Annotated in this window: 18 protein-coding genes; 7 read left to right on the top strand and 11 right to left on the bottom strand. The window is 61.5% G+C overall.

Annotation, left to right across the window (positions count from 1 at the left end; translation table 11 throughout):
* Nucleotides 1–2: 2 nt before the first annotated feature.
* The gene (locus tag ACQZ5H_RS17815) at nucleotides 3–296 is read right to left on the bottom strand and encodes a hypothetical protein (RefSeq protein ID WP_199625971.1); all 294 of its coding nucleotides are present in this window, start codon (nucleotides 294–296) and stop codon (nucleotides 3–5) included.
* Nucleotides 297–563: 267 nt separating this feature from the next.
* Between ACQZ5H_RS17815 and ACQZ5H_RS17810 the strand changes: the two genes are divergently transcribed.
* On the top strand, nucleotides 564–1,181 hold the full coding sequence (locus ACQZ5H_RS17810; RefSeq protein ID WP_449098559.1) for a hypothetical protein: 618 nt from the start codon (nucleotides 564–566) through the stop codon (nucleotides 1,179–1,181).
* Here the strand turns inward: ACQZ5H_RS17810 and ACQZ5H_RS17805 are convergent.
* Both ACQZ5H_RS17805 and ACQZ5H_RS17800 read right to left on the bottom strand, forming a co-directional pair.
* Nucleotides 1,171–1,614, bottom strand: coding sequence for an N-acetyltransferase family protein (locus ACQZ5H_RS17805; RefSeq protein WP_449098558.1), 444 nt, complete (start codon nucleotides 1,612–1,614; stop codon nucleotides 1,171–1,173). The genes ACQZ5H_RS17810 and ACQZ5H_RS17805 overlap by 11 nt on opposite strands.
* Nucleotides 1,615–1,625: 11 nt before the next feature.
* On the bottom strand, nucleotides 1,626–2,573 hold the full coding sequence (locus ACQZ5H_RS17800; RefSeq protein WP_449098557.1) for an aldo/keto reductase: 948 nt from the start codon (nucleotides 2,571–2,573) through the stop codon (nucleotides 1,626–1,628).
* Nucleotides 2,574–2,754: 181 nt separating this feature from the next.
* Between ACQZ5H_RS17800 and ACQZ5H_RS17795 the strand changes: the two genes are divergently transcribed.
* Nucleotides 2,755–3,741, top strand: coding sequence for a Gfo/Idh/MocA family protein (locus tag ACQZ5H_RS17795; protein WP_449098556.1), 987 nt, complete (start codon nucleotides 2,755–2,757; stop codon nucleotides 3,739–3,741).
* Here the strand turns inward: ACQZ5H_RS17795 and ACQZ5H_RS17790 are convergent, their stop codons facing one another.
* Both ACQZ5H_RS17790 and ACQZ5H_RS17785 read right to left on the bottom strand, forming a co-directional pair.
* Nucleotides 3,742–4,119, bottom strand: a complete 378-nt coding sequence (locus ACQZ5H_RS17790; protein WP_112713935.1) for a GtrA family protein — start codon at nucleotides 4,117–4,119, stop codon at nucleotides 3,742–3,744.
* Nucleotides 4,116–5,138, bottom strand: a complete 1,023-nt coding sequence (locus ACQZ5H_RS17785; RefSeq protein WP_449098555.1) for a glycosyltransferase — start codon at nucleotides 5,136–5,138, stop codon at nucleotides 4,116–4,118. The genes ACQZ5H_RS17790 and ACQZ5H_RS17785 overlap by 4 nt, the downstream gene beginning before the upstream one ends.
* Before the next feature lie 155 nt (nucleotides 5,139–5,293).
* Between ACQZ5H_RS17785 and ACQZ5H_RS17780 the strand changes: the two genes are divergently transcribed.
* The 3 genes from ACQZ5H_RS17780 (at nucleotide 5,294) to ACQZ5H_RS17770 (ending at nucleotide 9,381) form a co-directional block, all read left to right on the top strand.
* Nucleotides 5,294–7,126, top strand: coding sequence for a hypothetical protein (locus tag ACQZ5H_RS17780; protein ID WP_449098554.1), 1,833 nt, complete (start codon nucleotides 5,294–5,296; stop codon nucleotides 7,124–7,126).
* Between the two features lie 68 nt (nucleotides 7,127–7,194).
* A complete protein-coding gene (gene xseA / locus ACQZ5H_RS17775) occupies nucleotides 7,195–8,781 on the top strand; it encodes an exodeoxyribonuclease VII large subunit (protein ID WP_449098553.1) in 1,587 nt (528 codons plus the stop codon).
* Between the two features lie 9 nt (nucleotides 8,782–8,790).
* Complete coding sequence (locus tag ACQZ5H_RS17770; protein ID WP_449098552.1) at nucleotides 8,791–9,381, top strand: NAD(P)H-dependent oxidoreductase; 591 nt, start codon at nucleotides 8,791–8,793, stop codon at nucleotides 9,379–9,381.
* An 11-nt stretch (nucleotides 9,382–9,392) separates the two neighbouring features.
* On the opposite strand, the gene ACQZ5H_RS17765 is transcribed toward ACQZ5H_RS17770, so the two are convergent.
* Both ACQZ5H_RS17765 and ACQZ5H_RS17760 read right to left on the bottom strand, forming a co-directional pair.
* On the bottom strand, nucleotides 9,393–10,643 hold the full coding sequence (locus tag ACQZ5H_RS17765) for an aminopeptidase (RefSeq protein ID WP_130279285.1): 1,251 nt from the start codon (nucleotides 10,641–10,643) through the stop codon (nucleotides 9,393–9,395).
* 99 nt (nucleotides 10,644–10,742) lie between these two features.
* A complete protein-coding gene (locus ACQZ5H_RS17760) occupies nucleotides 10,743–11,420 on the bottom strand; it encodes a glutathione S-transferase family protein (RefSeq protein WP_449098551.1) in 678 nt (225 codons plus the stop codon).
* Nucleotides 11,421–11,494: 74 nt separating this feature from the next.
* Between ACQZ5H_RS17760 and ACQZ5H_RS17755 the strand changes: the two genes are divergently transcribed.
* Nucleotides 11,495–11,935: a MarR family winged helix-turn-helix transcriptional regulator gene (locus tag ACQZ5H_RS17755; protein WP_449098550.1), complete on the top strand. Its 441-nt coding sequence runs from the start codon at nucleotides 11,495–11,497 to the stop codon at nucleotides 11,933–11,935.
* Here the strand turns inward: ACQZ5H_RS17755 and ybaK are convergent.
* The 4 genes from ybaK to ACQZ5H_RS17735 form a co-directional block, all read right to left on the bottom strand.
* A complete protein-coding gene (ybaK, locus tag ACQZ5H_RS17750) occupies nucleotides 11,932–12,405 on the bottom strand; it encodes a Cys-tRNA(Pro) deacylase (protein ID WP_449098549.1) in 474 nt (157 codons plus the stop codon). The genes ACQZ5H_RS17755 and ybaK overlap by 4 nt on opposite strands.
* A 2-nt stretch (nucleotides 12,406–12,407) precedes the next feature.
* A complete protein-coding gene (locus tag ACQZ5H_RS17745; protein WP_130279281.1) occupies nucleotides 12,408–12,758 on the bottom strand; it encodes an ArsC family reductase in 351 nt (116 codons plus the stop codon).
* A gap of 2 nt (nucleotides 12,759–12,760) precedes the next feature.
* Nucleotides 12,761–13,822: a peptidase M14 gene (locus ACQZ5H_RS17740; RefSeq protein WP_449098548.1), complete on the bottom strand. Its 1,062-nt coding sequence runs from the start codon at nucleotides 13,820–13,822 to the stop codon at nucleotides 12,761–12,763.
* A gap of 74 nt (nucleotides 13,823–13,896) precedes the next feature.
* Nucleotides 13,897–14,517 carry a 2'-5' RNA ligase family protein gene (locus tag ACQZ5H_RS17735; RefSeq protein ID WP_449098547.1) on the bottom strand — a complete coding sequence of 207 codons (621 nt, stop codon included), beginning with the start codon at nucleotides 14,515–14,517 and terminating at the stop codon, nucleotides 13,897–13,899.
* A 185-nt stretch (nucleotides 14,518–14,702) separates the two neighbouring features.
* Here ACQZ5H_RS17735 and ACQZ5H_RS17730 point away from each other — a divergent pair, with 185 nt between their 5' ends.
* Complete coding sequence (locus tag ACQZ5H_RS17730; protein WP_449098546.1) at nucleotides 14,703–15,266, top strand: methylated-DNA--[protein]-cysteine S-methyltransferase; 564 nt, start codon at nucleotides 14,703–14,705, stop codon at nucleotides 15,264–15,266.
* The last annotated feature ends 10 nt before the right edge of the window (nucleotides 15,267–15,276 follow it).

The raw sequence follows: 15,276 nt of genomic DNA, 5'->3' as shown, positions 1-15,276 counted from the left end.
TTTTAATGCCTCTCTGGAAACAGCGAGTGCATCGCCGTGTTCAACAGTTCATCGACATAGTCGCGCGCCGTCGAAGTGGCATCCTCGGAGAGGTCCATCTCCGCGCATTTGTTCTCGACCGCCTCGCGGATCAGATAAAGCACGCCCCGGCCGATATCGGCCTTCTCGGGCTCGGATGTATCGAGCACCATCGCCAGAGACGTCATTGCCACGACCTCGAGTACCAGCATGCGTCCTTCGATCTCGGCCAGGCTTGCCGCAGTATTGTTCTTCCCGTCCCGTCTTGCCAAAGGCATGGGCAACTCCCCTTCTCACTGGGAAGTTTAACTAGAGCTAATGTAAGTAATGAGAAGGCGGGTTGTGCGAAAATGAAACCGAAACTTACATTGTAAGTTGCGAGTGATCTACTTTGGGCGGTTCGGCCCAAAGCTATACCCGAACCATGCCGATCTTCGCCGGGATTCCTGACTTCCGAAGCGCGGGCTCAGCCGAACGTTCCAAGAAATCGGGTGGCGCCTTCCTGCGAATCCGCCGATGCTCGCCGATATCAACGGAGGAAACCGATGAAAAAACCGGGATCGATGAAAGCGCTGGAAGACATGGGCCGCGCCCGGCTCTCCAAGAATTTCTTCTTTCGCGACTTCCTGCATTCCGAGATCGCCGACTTCTACCGCATACCCAATATCCCTGACGATCCGGACTTGGCGATCGAAGCAGGCAAGAGGCTCTGCGAAGAGCTGCTGGAGCCGCTGCAGGCGACCTTCGGCCGGCTGCACATCCGCTCCGGCTACCGCTCCGCCGCGGTCAACGAGTTCGGCAACAGGAACAAGCTCAACTGCTCCTCGAACGCCGCAACGGCCGCCGACCACATATGGGATCTCAGGGATTTCGACGGCTGCATGGGCGCAACCGCCTGTGTCGCCGTTCCCTGGCTTGTCGACAGCTACAGCGGCGAGAGCGATTGGCAGCGCCTCGCCTGGTGGATTCACGACCATTTGCCTTATGCGGCGCTCTGCTTCTTCCCGAAACTATGGGCTTTCAACATCCAGTGGCATGAGCGCCCGCGCCGTACCATACAGAGCTATGTCCGCCCGCGCGGCATCCTGACCAAGCGGGGCATGGCGAACTGGGATGGCGATCACTCGGAATTCTACCCGGATTTCCCGCCGCTCAGAAATTGATGCGATAGCGGATGTGCCCGTCATTCTCGACATAGCTGTCGTAGAGCGACCGTGCCCGGGCATTGCTCTCGCTCGTATGCCAGTAGAGCCGCGACCAGCCATTGGCCTTGCAGAGCGCAACGAGATCGTCGAGCAGCGCCCGGCCAACGCCTTTGCCGCGGATGGTGCCATTGACGAAGAGATCTTCGAGATAGCAATCCTTGCCGTGGATCCACGTTCCCTCATGGGTTAGCGACAGCGTGAAGCCCACGACATTGCCGTCGATCTCTGCGACGCGCATGAAGATCGCCGACGCCGGATCGAAAACCCGGCGCCAGGTGGAATCGCTGATGCTCTCGTCGACCGTGACGTCGTAGAAATCGAGATAATCCTTCCAGAGTGCCCGCCAGCGGTTCTCGTCTTCGGGTCTTGCGTCCCGGATGGTCACGGTCATCGGTGCTCTCCTCAGGCTCCGGCCTTGTCGAGCAGCGCCATCGCTTCGCCTGACAGCGTGAGCTTGGCAGCCTTCGCAAGGCTTTCCAGTTGCGACAGGCTGGTAGCACTGGCGATCGGCGCCGTCACGCCCTTCTTGTTCAGAAGCCAGGCAAGCGCGATCTCGGCTGGCTTGGCGCCGGTTTCTGCGGAGACCTTGTCCAGCGCATCGAGAATACTCATGCCCTTGGCATCGAGATATTGCGACACTCGGCCTTCGCGCGCCCGGCCCTCGGTATCGGCCTTGCTGCGATATTTGCCGGTCAGGAAGCCTGCCGCCAGGCTGAAATAGGTGATGACCCCGATATCTTCCTTAACGCAGAGCTCGGCGAGCGGCCCTTCGAAGCTGGCGCGTTCATAGAGGTTATATTCCGGCTGCAGTACATCGTAACGCGGCAGTCCGGCTTTCTCTGCGGCATCGAAGGATGCCTGCAGCAGCGCGGCATCATAGTTGGAGCAACCGAAGGAGCGGATCTTGCCCTGCTGCTTCAGCTTGGCATAGGCGGTGAGGCTTTCCTCGTGCGGTGTATCGGCGTCCGGCCAATGCGAGAGATAGACGTCGATGTAATCGGTCTGCAGGCGGCGCAGGGAGTCTTCCACAGCCTTCAGGATGTACTGCTCCTTCAGCGTCTTGCCCCGGCCCATGTCCGAGCCGACCTTGGTGATGATGACAGCCTTGTCGCGCGAAACCTTGCCCTTCTTCAGCCAGCGGCCGATGATCTCTTCGGAATCGCCACCCTTGTTGCCGGGAACCCAGGCCGAATAGACATCCGCCGTGTCGATGGTGTTGAGACCCGCATCGAAGAAGGCATCCAGAATGTCGAAGGACGTCTTCTCGTCTGCGGTCCAGCCGAAAACGTTGCCGCCGAAGACGATCGGGGAGACGGAAAGACCTGTTTTTCCAAGCCGGCGCATATTCATGGCGCTCTCCTAAAGTGCTGATTTATTTGAAAGTGCGAACGCGGCAGAACGCCGCCGTGAGATAAACTAGTGCAGCTTCCGGCTGAAGGAAACCAAACTTTCGTGATCTTTCGCCGCGCCATTGCCTGCCCGGCCCGGGGTGAATAATGTGCCCGCAATCAACATTCGGGAGGCTTCATCCATGCTGCGTTTTGGCATCATTTCCACCGCAAAGATCGGCCGCGACGCGGTCGTGCCGGCTATTCAGGACGCCGAGAACTGCGTCGTTGCGGCCGTCGCCAGCCGCGATCTGGCGCGTGCCCGCGATATGGCGGACCGCTTTTCGGCACCGCATGCCTTCGGCTCCTACGAGGAGATGCTGGCATCCGACAAGATCGACGCTGTCTACATTCCGCTGCCGACTTCGCAGCATATCGAATGGGCCATCAAGGCGGCCGATGCCGGCAAGCACGTGCTCTGCGAAAAGCCGATTGCGCTGAAGGCGGCAGAAATAGACGGCCTGATTGCCGCGCGCGATCGCAACAAGGTGATCATCTCGGAAGCCTTCATGGTCACCTACGCTCCCGTCTGGCGGAAGGTGCGCTCGCTGATCGCCGAAGGCGCGATCGGCAAGCTGCGCCATGTTCAGGGCGTCTTCACTTACTTCAACCGCGACCCCGGCAACATGCGCAACATCCCCGAGCTCGGCGGTGGCGGTCTGCCTGACATTGGCGTCTACCCCACGATCAGCACGCGCTTCTCCACCGGCAAGGAGCCGCTGCGCATCCAGGCCGTCACCGAGCGCGACCCGGAATTCGGCACCGACATCTATTCAAGCGTCAAGGCCGACTTCGGTGACTTCGAACTGAGTTTCTACATCTCGACGCAGATGGCCAATCGCCAGCTGATGGTTTTCCATGGCACCGAAGGCTTCATCGAGGTCAAGTCGCCCTTCAACGCCGACCGCTGGGGCCCAGAGGAGATCGAACTCAGCAATCGCGGCCACAACCAGTCCACCATCTTCCGCTTCCAGGACAGCCGCCAGTACCGCAAGCAGGCCGAAGCCTTCGCCCGCGCCGCCAAGGGCGAGCAGGAAGAGATCGTCACGCTGGAAAATTCCAGGCTGAACCAGAAGGTGATCGACGCGATCTATCGCGCCAGCGAGAAGGACGGCTGGGAGCCGGTCTAATCACTCGCTGCGGAAGACGAAGCGGGAATAGCCGAAAAAGCTGAAGAACATCGACGCGGCGGTGGCAAGCACCAGCGCCGCGAGCGGCTGCAACGCCGGAATGGTCAGCAGCAGAGCGGCGTAGAGGCCGTAGTTGACGAGCGCGGAGGTGATGCCGACCGAGCCGTAACGAAAGCCCTCGACGGCAAGCGAATGCGGCGAGCGGTCGAAGGTGAAGGTCCGGTTGAAAATCCAGGTCGCCACCATCGCGACGGCGATGGCGATCAGCCGCGCGATGAAGGGGCCGAGCGGCGTGAAATGCAGGAGCAGCGTCAGCAGCCCGGCATCGACGACAAAGCCGATGCCACCGGCAATGCCGAAGCGCAGCAGCTTCTTCACGCCACACCTGCCTTGCGCTGCGCCGGTCTGCGCGGCGTTGTGATGACATCGGGGGCGGCCTTGGCGGCCGTTTCCACCTGGCGGGCCACCTTGCCTGCGGCCATGTAATGGATACGCAACTGTTCCGCACGCGAGCGGGCAACGGAATCGAGGATCGTTCCTGCCGTAAACAGCATGAACGAGATCATCATCAGCGCCATCGAAAGCACCCATGTCGGCATGCGGCTGACGAGGCCGGTCGCGAAATATTCGGCAAGCACCGGCGTCATGAAGCCCATGCTCGCCAGCATAAAGAACGCGCTGATAATGCCGAAGAAGGCGAACGGCCGGGTTTCCTTCATCAGCATCGCAAACATCCAGAGGATCTTGCCGCCATCCTTGAAGGTCGAAAGCTTGGAATGCGAGCCTTCCGGGCGGCGGCCGTAATCGAGCTCAAGCTCGCTGACCGGCAGCTTCAGGCGGGAGGCATGGACGGACATTTCAGTCTCGATCTCGAAACCGCCGGAGACCGCCGGGAAGCTCTTGACGAACCGGCGCGAGAAGGCGCGGTAGCCGGAGAAGATATCGGTGAAATCGGGACCGAAGATCGTCCGGTAAAGCACGTTGAAAATGCGGTTGCCGAAGGCATGGCCCTGTCGCCCGGCATCTGCCTTGACGTTGCGGCGTGTGCCAACGACCATATCGGCGCGTTCGGTCAGCAGCGTGCGGATCAGGTCTTCGCCGTCTTCGGGCGCATAGGTGCCATCGCCATCGGCCATCAGATAGATATCGGCATCGATATCGGCAAACATCCGGCGCACAACATGGCCTTTGCCCTGGCGCCGTTCACGCACCACGCTGGCGCCTGCCAGCATCGCATGCAGCGCCGTACCATCGGTGGAATTGTTGTCATAGACATAGATCTGCGCTTCGGGCAGCGCTGCCTTGAACCCGCGCACAACGGCCCCGATCGTCGCTGCCTCGTTATAGCAGGGGAGGAGGACGGCAATGGTCGGAGTATCGTTCTGCGATCTGTTCATGATCTTCTCACCGGGTTTGACCGGGGCGCAGTATAAGTCAGCCAGTGTTAATAAGACGCTATGACGCAGTCAGGTCTATGCACTGGGATGGGACGTTTTACTCTTTCTTGATCGGCTTCGAATAGACTCGCGCGAACTGGCAACGGATTCCCGCAATGACGAACGCCGCAGAGATGACTGCCAATTCACCTTCGGAAAGCAAGCTCGCGAAACTTCAGACGCTGTTTTCGCGTCTGTGGCCATCGGTGCTTGCCTATAGTGCGGTGCTGATCGTTGCGGTTCTGTTTATCAAGCTCCCTTCCGCCAAGGACTATGTCGGTCCTGACAACGATGACGGTATGCGTCTCGTGGAAGTCCGCGACTTTCTGGCGGGGCAAGGTTGGTTCGATCTCATGCAATATCGTCTTGGGGTCGGCGGTACGCTCATGCATTGGTCCAGGCTAATTGACCTGCCGATCGCGACACTGATCAAGTTTTTCGGTTTGTTTGTCGCTGGTGAGCGTGCGGAAGCCTTGGCATTGGCGGTGTGGCCAGTCTCGCTCGTGCTTCCGCTGATGCTTGCGATGGCAATCGCCGGGCGCCGGATTGGCGGTGCCCTAGCGATGCATATATCGCTCGCCCTCAGCTTTCTCATGATCATGACGAGCGGCCGGTTCCTTCCGGGCGCCATCGATCATCACAATGCCCAGATGGGCTTGGTTGCGATGATGCTGGCCATGCTCCTTGATGACAAGTATCGAGCCTCAAGCCTGGCTGTCGCCGGCTTCTGTGCTGCTGTGGCTATCGCCATCGGCGCCGAAACCACGCCGGCGGTCGCGTCAGTCTGCATCATCGTGGCCATCGCTTGGGCCTGGCACGGCGAAATCTATGCCGGGGCGGCGAGGGCCTTCGGGTTATCAATTGCGGTCTTTGTCAGCATTTTCTTCTTCGGCACCGTGCCGCCAAGCCAATATTCAGCGGTAACATGCGACAACCTCTCGCTCGGCTTTTACAGCCTTTCGGCGATCGGCGGCGGGCTTCTGTTCGTTTCAGCCGCATTTTTTAGCAAGGCCTCCCGCCGCACACGCTTCGTTGTGCTTGCCGCCGTCGGTGCCTGCATTGGCGCCTCCGCTCTCCTCATTGCGCCGCAATGCTTGCGCAGCCCACTGAGCACGCTTGATCCGATGCTTGTCGAATTGTGGCTGAACACGATTTCCGAGGCGCGCTCCTTCGTCGAGATGTCGCGATCGGAGGCATATATCCTGGGCGCATTCTACGCGACTGGCTTCCTCGGCCTCGCAGCATGCATTTTCCGCATCATTCAGCGCGACCGGGTCGAAATTCATCTGATCTTGTTTTTCATGCTTGGGGTGAATTTGGCGATCGCTCTGGTCCAGGTACGGGGCGCGGCCTATTCCAACATGCTCTCGATCCTGCCACTGGCCCTGCTTATCGTCGACGTGAGGAAGGTCTCCAACGCCGATCGCGAGAATATTGCTGCTGCGCTCTGCTACATACTCGTGGTCATCGCGAGCGTTCCGGCAGCCTGGGCCGTGGGCGGCGATCTCATCGCCATGCAGGCGAACAGAGCAAAAGGTCTGGTCGTCGATGACAGCGATCCGGAGGCCGCCTGCAAGTCGCGTGAGGCTATCGCCCCATTGACCAATCTACCGCCGGGCATGGTTGTTGCCTCGTATGAAATGGGCGTGCCCATCCTGCGCTTCAGCGCCCAGCATGTGCTCACGGCGCCGTACCATCGCAATCCACGCGGAATGCTGACAGAACTGCATATTGGGCTAGCCGAACCGAAGGAAGCCGAAGCTTTCATGCGAGGCGCTGGCGTTGCGACCCTGGCTTTCTGCAAGGATGATATCTCGTCGCAACAGCTCCAGCGCCTGAAACCCGACGGCCTCTACGCCCAGCTCGCCAAGGGTAACATCCCCAATTACCTGCAGCCCTATGCGACCGCGAGTGGGGTCCAGTATTTCCTCTTCAAGCCGGTGGATTGACGCCGGGGAACGCGTCGATGCGCGATCTTCGGGCTGATCTTTTTCGGCACTTCGGATAGAACGAAGGCATGAGCAATGTCTTCGACAGCGATTCGCCCACCAATCTCGCCGAATATTCGGTCTCGGAGCTTTCCGGCTCGATCAAACGCACGGTCGAGACCGCCTTCGATCAGGTGCGGGTGCGTGGCGAGATTTCCGGTTATCGCGGGCCACATTCCTCGGGGCATGCTTATTTCTCGCTGAAGGATGACCGGGCGCGTATCGATGCGGTCATCTGGAAGGGCGTGTTCTCGCGCCTGCGTTTCCGCCCGGAAGAGGGTATGGAAGTCATCGCCACCGGCAAGGTCACCACCTTCCCGGGCTCGTCGAAATATCAGATCGTCATCGAAACGCTGGAGCCTGCCGGTGCCGGCGCGCTGATGGCGCTGATCGAGGAGCGCAAGCGCAAGCTCGGCGCCGAGGGCCTGTTCGATCAGGCCCGCAAGCGGCGTCTGCCCTATATGCCGAAGGTGATCGGCGTCGTGACCTCGCCGACCGGCGCCGTCATCCGCGATATCCTGCACCGCATTTCCGATCGCTTCCCGGTCCACGTTCTCGTCTGGCCGGTGAAAGTGCAGGGCGATGGCTCCGGCGAAGAGGTGGCAAATGCCATCCGCGGTTTCAATGCCTTCGAACCCGGCGGCGAAATCCCACGGCCGGATGTGCTGATCGTTGCGCGCGGTGGCGGCAGCCTTGAGGATCTCTGGAGCTTCAACGACGAAATCGTCGTGCGTGCCGCAGCTGAAAGCGCCATCCCGCTGATATCGGCCGTCGGCCACGAAACCGACTGGACGCTGATCGACTATGCCGCCGACGTGCGTGCGCCGACGCCGACGGGTGCCGCAGAAATGGCCGTGCCTGTTCGGGCCGAGCTTGAGGCGCAGCTTGCTGGTCTCTCGGCCCGTCTTCAGGGCTGCGTCAGTCGCCAGATGGATCATCGCCGCCAGTCGGTGCGTGCGCTCATGCGTGCCCTGCCGTCGCTGGATCAACTGCTTGCCCTGCCGCGCCGCCGGTTCGATGAAGCGGCATCGGGTCTCGGCCGTGGTCTGGAGCTCAACACCATCAACAAGCGCCGCAGCTTCGAGCGGGCGGCATCGCATCTGCGTCCAGATGTGCTCTCCAATCGCATTACCGAGCGGCGGCAGATGCTCGCCGAACGGATGACCCGCGCCGAGCGGATCGTCGAGCGCCGTCTCGATGCTCTGAAAGGCCGCGTCGAGCGCTTCGGCGTCACGCTCTCTTCGGTCCCTGCGCGCCTGACCACTCAGACGGCCCGCATGCGCGACCACCTTGCAAATCTCTCCCGCCACGGCGATACCGCCGTGCGCCACCAGCTGACGCGGGCGAGGGGAGAACTAGCAGCTCAGGACCGCGTGCTGCAATCGCTGTCCTACAAGAATGTTCTGAAGCGCGGCTATGCCGTGATCCGGGACGATGAGAACCGGCCGGTTTCGCAGGCCGCGATGCTGTCGGCCGGTGCCGGGATTTCGATCGAGTTCGCGGACGGCCGTATCGGCGCTGTGACGACCGATGGAGGCCCGCCGCAGCCAGCGAAGAAACGCCCGGCTAAGCCGGACGAGCCGGCAACGCCGCCGAAACAGGGCAGCCTGTTCTAGGGAGCCTCGATGCGCATCTTGCTCGTTCTTGCCCATCCGCTCAGAGACAGCTTCGCCGCATCGGTCGCTGCGGAAGCGCAGGCGACGCTCGCTACGGACGGGCATACTGTAGATCTTCTCGATCTCTATGAGGAGGATTTCGATCCGCGGCTCAGCCGTAGTGAGCGCGGCGGATATTTCGACGATCCCTATGATACATCAGCCGTCGCGGGCCTGGTCGAAAGGCTGAAAGCGGCAGATGGCCTGATCCTCGTCTTTCCGCAATGGTGGTTCAATTTTCCGGCGGTCCTCAAGGGCTTCTTCGATCGCGTCTTCGTGCCGGGCGTCGCCTTCACGCATGATCCTGCCGGCGGGCGGATCGTTCCGCAACTGACCAATATCAAGCTGCTCTGGGCGCTGACGACGACAGGGTCGCCCTGGTGGCTGGTGCATTTCTATATGGGCAATCCGGTGCGCCGGCTGCTGAAGCGCGGCATCGCCAATTTCTGCTCGAAACGGCTCGATTTCCGGATGCTGAGCCTGCACGATATGGATCGCGCGACGGACGAAAGGCGGCGCGCTCACCTGGAGCGCGTCCGCAAGGCGTTATCGGAGATATGACGCCGGGCCGCTCAGGCCCACTCGCCCTTGCGCATGACAGGCACGCGCGATCCATCCGGGTTGATGCCGTCGATATCGACCTTGTCGGAACCGATCATCCAGTCGATATGGATCAGGCTGGAATTGCCGCCCTGCGCCTTGATCTGATCCTGGGTCAGGTTGGCGCCATCGAGGAAGCACTTCGAATAGCACTGGCCGAGCGCGATGTGGCACGAGGCATTTTCGTCGAACAGCGTGTTATAGAACAGGATGCCGCTCGCCGAAATCGGCGATGAATGCGGCACCAGCGCCACTTCGCCGAGACGGCGTGCGCCTTCGTCGGTATCGAGCACCTTGTTCAGCACTTCGGCACCGCGCGTTGCCTTCGCCTCGACGATGCGGCCGCCTTCGAAATGCACCTGGATGTTGTCGATCAGCGTGCCCTGGTGAGACAGCGGCTTGGTGCTCGACACATGGCCCTCGACGCGCAGCGCATGCGGCGTGGTGAATACTTCCTCGGTTGGGATATTCGGGTTGCAGGTGATGCCGTTCTTCGCCGTTGATGCGCCGCCATGCCATTCGTGGCCGTCAGCGAGGCCGACGGTCAGGTCGGTGCCCGGTCCCTGGAAATGCAGCGCCGAGAAGCGCTGACCGTTCAGCCAGGCCGAACGCTTGCGCAGGTTGGCATTATGCTCGGCCCAGGCGGCGATCGGATCGTCCAGATCGACGCGCGAGGCGGCGAAGATTGCCTTGGCAAGCTTCGCGACCGCAATCGCTTCCGGATCGTTCGGGAAGACCAGCTTGGCCCAGGAAGGGTTCGGGTAGGAAACGATGTTCCAGTTGATGTCGAAATTCGAAATCTTCTCGAGCGCCGGCTTGTAGGCGGTCGAATTGGCGCGGTTGGCGCGGCTCACCTTGCCCGGATCCTGCTCCGACAGCAGCATGGGATTGTCGCCGGCGATCGCAAGGCGCGCGGCATTGTTGGCATAGGCTTTCGCCATGCCGTCGTAGAGCCAGCCGGATGCCCGGTCGAAGCTCTCGTCGCTGCCATACTGATAGCGCGCCAGCGTGGATTCTTCATCGGAATAGAAAGAGTTCACCAGGCCGGCACCCGCCTGGTAGGCGTGCTTGGTGATCAGGCGGACGAGCGGTATGGCAACCACCGGCGCGGTGATCACCAGGTCCTGGCCCTTCTGCAGCTGCAGACCCACCTTCACCGCCACCTCCGCAAGCTTGTCCAGCTTCACCGGATCGACGGAATGGCCCTGTGGCATGAAGTTCATGGTCGCTACCTCCTGATAGAATTGCAGGCAGCAGACTTAGACCCGTTTGCGGCGAAATTGAAGCTCGACGCTTCGGATTCGCCGCGCCGGAACAAATGCTCAGGCGGCATCCCGCCGGAGCAGCACGGATTGGTGCTTTTCGAGAAAGGCCATCAGCCGCTGAGCATAATCCGGGGAGGCTGCCGCACGCACGCTCGGCCGCTGCGCAAGTTCGCGCCGCCACGCCTGAACCTTCGGCAACCCGTCGAAGATATGGCTTTCCGCCAGCGTGTCGAAGACGTCGAAATAGCGGAAGATCGGTGCAAAGACAGCATCGACGAGGCTGAAGTCTTCTCCCGTGAAGAATGGCCCCGCCGAAAGCTCTGCCTCGATCGTCTGGAACTTTCCGGCAATGATCTTGCGTTTGTCCTCAAGCTGCGCCGCATCGCTTGTGGTCTCATAGGTCCAGAGATCGGCGAGTATGGAGGAGCCGAACTCCATCCAGCCACGATGCCGGGCGCGCGACAGCGCATCTGCGGGATGCAGCTTTGGACCCGGTTGCGTCTCGTCCAGATATTCGCAGATCGCCGCGCTCTCGAAGAGCACCGCTTTTTCTCCGTCCTCTTCTATGACCAGCAGCGGAACCTTGCCGAGCGGCGAGATCTTCAGGAACCAGTCCGGCTTGTTGGCGAGGTCGATCAGTATCCGCTCGAAGGGCACGCCTTTCTCGCCGAGCGCGATCGCCGCGCGTTGCACATAGGGGCAGAGATGATGGGAGATCAGGGTAAGCTTCTGCATGGGATTCTCCAAAATAGATGCAAATGCATATAAATAGGGTTGCCGCCTCCGTCAAGATAGATGTAATCACATTCATGTCCGGAGAAACGATCCCACCAGATGCCGTCACCCAAGCCTGGATCGGCATCATGCGCGCCCAGCAGAAACTGCTGCAGGCAATCGAGGCCGACCTGAAGAAGGCGGGGATGCCGCCGCTTGGGTGGTATGATGTTCTGTGGGAGCTCGTTCGTGCGCAGGATGGCCGCTTGCGTCCCTTCGAAATCGAAGAGCGGACGCTGTTGGCGCAATATAATCTCTCCCGTCTGATCGATCGTCTCGAGCGCGAGGGCTTTGTGATCCGCGAGACATTTGCGGACGATGGCCGCGGCAGATGGGTTGCCGTGACGGACAGCGGCCGCGCCCTTCGGGAACGGATGTGGACCGTCTATGGGAAGGCGATCGACAGGCATGTCGGCTCGAAGCTCGACGATGCCTCTGCGGGCGCGATCTCGGGGCTTCTGAAGAGGTTTGCCTAGGCGATCAGCGAAGCTGCTTTGGCGTTGAGCGCCTTAACGGCATCCGCCGGCGCAAGCCTCACCTGCAGCCCGCGCTGCCCGCCATTCATGTAAACCAGCGGCTCGGCAAGCGCCGCTTCCTCGAAGGCGGTGGGAACAAGCTTCTTCTGGCCGAAAGGGCTGATGCCGCCGACGTGATAGCCGGTCAGGCGCTCGGCATCGGCGGGCTTCATCATGTTGGCAGTCTTGCCGCCAAATGCGGCAGCAAGCTTCTTCATGCTGACTTCTCGGTCCGACGGCACAACGACGCAGACGGGCTTGCCGTCGACTTCGGCCATCAACGTCTTCAGCACGCGGTGCGGCTCTTCGCCGAGCGCCTCTGCGGCCTGCAGGCCGACGCGCTCGGCATTCGGGTCGTAGTCATAGGTATGCACGGTGAATTGCACGACGGACTTTGCCAGAACCTGCGTGGCGCGCGTCGTCTTCGACATGATTACTGTCCGAATTCCGCGGCATAGGCCTCAGGCTTGAAGCCGATCAGCAGCTTGCCGCCATGCTCCAGCACGGGCCGCTTGATCATCGACGGCTGCGCCAGCATCAGGGCAATGGCCTTCTCGCGCGTGAGGTTTTCGCGCTCAGCATCCGGCAGCTTGCGGAAGGTCGTTCCGGCGCGATTGAGCACCGTTTCCCAACCGGCCTTGTCGATCCAGGCTTCCAGATGCGCCCGGTCGATGCCGGAGGCCTTGTAGTCGTGGAAGTCGTAGGCTGCATCGTGCTCGTCGAGCCAGGTGCGGGCCTTCTTCATCGTGTCGCAGTTCTTGATGCCGTAAATTGTCGTTGCCATGATCAGTCTTCCAGCGTTCCGGCCTTGCGCAGCGCCGTGCTCGGAGCTTCGCAGGCAATCTTCATCAGGTCGCCGCGGCGGCGCACCAGGCGGTCGGAAATCCGGGTCACGATCAGGCCAGCCTGCGGAGCGCGAACTTCGACTTCGCCATCCGCCATGCCGGGCTTCGTCACGATGGTCGCCAGCAGGTCGCCGGTCGAAACCGTCTCGCCGATATTGCGGTGGAAGAGTACGGTGCCGGCCACCGGCGTGCGGATCATCTCGATATTGTCGAGCGGTGCAGCTGGACCGGCAAAGGCGGCGAGCGGCTCTGTTTCGCCCGTCACCGCGCCACGCGCGGCGAGGAATGCGTGGAGCCCATCGGCATCGGCGCTTGCCATGCCGGGATAGACATCGCGGCGGCCGCGCAGCTCGAGCGTGGTGGAAAGCTTGCCGGGCAGACGGCTGCGCTTCTCGCCGGGAACTTCGTATTTCCAAGCAAAGCCGACAGCCTCCTCGAAGGCCGAGCTTTCGCCATCCGACAGCAGCACGGCATCCATCGACAGCGCGCTCGCCAGATCGCTCGCCTCCGGCCAGAAGGCCTCGTCGATATAGGCATATTGCAGCGACTCGTCATCGCAATGCAGGTCGAGCACCAGATCGGCGCCGAGCGCCATGTGGATCAGCTCGCGCTTCAGGCGGTCGGCGGCGCGGTAGCGGTCAAGGTTTTCGATCAGGCCGGCGCGGTCCCGCAGCGAAATCAGCGGGAAATCGCGATTGAAATTGGTGCGGGTGCCCAAGTCGAAGCGGCCCTGCATCTCGCCGAAATGCGACTGCGCGGCGCCGATCGGATTGGCCTGCGGCACGACGGTGATGTCGCTTGCGATCCGTCCCTCGCTCTCGGCCTTGCGCAGCTTGCCGCAGAGAAAATGCAGCACGGCCGTTCCCGGCAGTTCGTTGGAATGAAGCGCTGCCTGCAGATAGATCTTCGGTGCCTGCGGATCGTTGCCCTTGAAATGCAGCACCGGCAGGCGCCACTCGATACCCGGCGTATCGCCGGGAATGATGATCTCTCGAATATCCACTGTTCAGCACTCCCAAATTCTCTGTGCAGGAGCTTTAAGCAACTCCACCGGCGCGGCGCAAGCGCCAATGGAGGCTAGCCCAGCAGCGGCCATTCCTCGATGTCCACATGCCGGCCCTCGCCGGTGAGGCTGTTGATCAGCACGAAGGACCTTGCCGTCCAGGCGATCGGCTCGGCCAGGATCGTTTCCGGCACGCTGCGATAGTCGTAAAGCAGCGTCATATGCGGCTCGAGTTTCGGCTGAACCCGAACGCTGACACCACGGTTCATCAGCGCCAGCGCCAGCTGCGCATGCAGCGAAAGGATCTCCTGCCGTCCTTCGTCGGCCCGCAGCACGAGCGCCGGCTTGCCCTGACGGAAACTGACGGCACGGCGAAAGGTCAGCTTGAAAGGCCGCATCCGCACGGCCGCTGCCGCCGCGAGCCCGTCAAAAAGCATGCTCGGCGGAATCTCGTCCCATTCGCCGAGATGGCAGAGCGAGACATGGAGCAGCCGCTTCGGCCGCGCTCTCTCCCGCAAGCCGAAGCGGCGCCGCAGCTCGCCTGCCAGCCGCCTTGCCTGTTCGGCGGCGCGCTCGTCTGGGCGCAGAGCGAAATAGACGTTGCAGGGCTTGTGCGCCGGTCCACCGGCGCGGCTTGGCGGTATTTCACTGGCCGGTGGTCCGAACGTGAATTCGCTCTGGTTTTGTGCTCTCATCGTCAATCGGCCTTCGCCGCCTCCTCGTGAAGGCCAAAAGGCTAGCAAGGCGGGTGGTGATTGACAAGAACAAAAAGAGAACAAATAATCACTCCAACGCTACCCCTGTGCATCAGGCAAGAAACGGGTTGAAGCTCCGCTGTGCGCATACGATCTTGAGGACAGTCAATCATGGAGGTTGCGTCATGAGCGAGGCAACGCATCACTACTGCATATTCAAGACCGCTGGCGGCTATTGCGGCATCGCCTGGAATGCGGCCGGAATCACCCGCTTCCAGCTGCCGACAAAGACTGAAAGTTCGACCGAGCAGCTCTTGCTAAGACGCCTGTCGTCAGGCGTGAGCGCCGATCCGCCAGCCGCGGTCGCAGCGACGATCGAGTCCGTCAAACGCTACTTCGCCGGAGAGACCGTGGACTTCTCGGATGTGGTGGTGGATCTGTCCAATCAGCACGAGTTCTTCCGGGAAATCTATGCCGCCGCCCGCCGCGTCGGCTGGGGCCGGACGACGACCTATGGCACGCTCGCCAAGGAGCTCGGCCGCGGCCCGGAAGCGGCCCGCGACGTCGGTCAGGCCATGGCCAAAAACCCGGTCGCCCTCATCATCCCCTGCCACCGGGTGCTCGCAGCCGGCGGCAAGCTCGGCGGCTTCTCCGCCCCTGGCGGGTCGAATTCGAAAGCAAGGATGCTGGAGCTCGAAGGCGTCAACCTGGGCCCGCCCGAGCCGGCCCAGCAGTCGCTTGGCTTCTAGGCCGTGGGAG

This window comes from Rhizobium sp. 21-4511-3d (assembly GCF_053522545.1).
This window is presented reverse-complemented; position numbering and strand designations above follow the sequence as displayed.

What these genes read in the sequence shown, in the direction of transcription:
- ACQZ5H_RS17810 (WP_449098559.1), top strand. Translation starts at nt 564, where the DNA reads ATGAAAAAACCGGGATCGATGAAAGCGCTGGAAGACATGGGCCGCGCC.
- ACQZ5H_RS17805 (WP_449098558.1), bottom strand. Translation starts at nt 1,614, where the DNA reads ATGACCGTGACCATCCGGGACGCAAGACCCGAAGACGAGAACCGCTGG.
- ACQZ5H_RS17770 (WP_449098552.1), top strand. Translation starts at nt 8,791, where the DNA reads ATGCGCATCTTGCTCGTTCTTGCCCATCCGCTCAGAGACAGCTTCGCC.
- ybaK (WP_449098549.1), bottom strand. Translation starts at nt 12,405, where the DNA reads ATGTCGAAGACGACGCGCGCCACGCAGGTTCTGGCAAAGTCCGTCGTG.
- ACQZ5H_RS17815 (WP_199625971.1), bottom strand. Translation starts at nt 296, where the DNA reads ATGCCTTTGGCAAGACGGGACGGGAAGAACAATACTGCGGCAAGCCTG.
- ACQZ5H_RS17745 (WP_130279281.1), bottom strand. Translation starts at nt 12,758, where the DNA reads ATGGCAACGACAATTTACGGCATCAAGAACTGCGACACGATGAAGAAG.
- xseA (WP_449098553.1), top strand. Translation starts at nt 7,195, where the DNA reads ATGAGCAATGTCTTCGACAGCGATTCGCCCACCAATCTCGCCGAATAT.
- ACQZ5H_RS17785 (WP_449098555.1), bottom strand. Translation starts at nt 5,138, where the DNA reads ATGAACAGATCGCAGAACGATACTCCGACCATTGCCGTCCTCCTCCCC.
- ACQZ5H_RS17755 (WP_449098550.1), top strand. Translation starts at nt 11,495, where the DNA reads ATGTCCGGAGAAACGATCCCACCAGATGCCGTCACCCAAGCCTGGATC.
- ACQZ5H_RS17800 (WP_449098557.1), bottom strand. Translation starts at nt 2,573, where the DNA reads ATGAATATGCGCCGGCTTGGAAAAACAGGTCTTTCCGTCTCCCCGATC.
- ACQZ5H_RS17730 (WP_449098546.1), top strand. Translation starts at nt 14,703, where the DNA reads ATGAGCGAGGCAACGCATCACTACTGCATATTCAAGACCGCTGGCGGC.
- ACQZ5H_RS17780 (WP_449098554.1), top strand. Translation starts at nt 5,294, where the DNA reads ATGACGAACGCCGCAGAGATGACTGCCAATTCACCTTCGGAAAGCAAG.
- ACQZ5H_RS17735 (WP_449098547.1), bottom strand. Translation starts at nt 14,517, where the DNA reads ATGAGAGCACAAAACCAGAGCGAATTCACGTTCGGACCACCGGCCAGT.
- ACQZ5H_RS17760 (WP_449098551.1), bottom strand. Translation starts at nt 11,420, where the DNA reads ATGCAGAAGCTTACCCTGATCTCCCATCATCTCTGCCCCTATGTGCAA.
- ACQZ5H_RS17795 (WP_449098556.1), top strand. Translation starts at nt 2,755, where the DNA reads ATGCTGCGTTTTGGCATCATTTCCACCGCAAAGATCGGCCGCGACGCG.
- ACQZ5H_RS17765 (WP_130279285.1), bottom strand. Translation starts at nt 10,643, where the DNA reads ATGAACTTCATGCCACAGGGCCATTCCGTCGATCCGGTGAAGCTGGAC.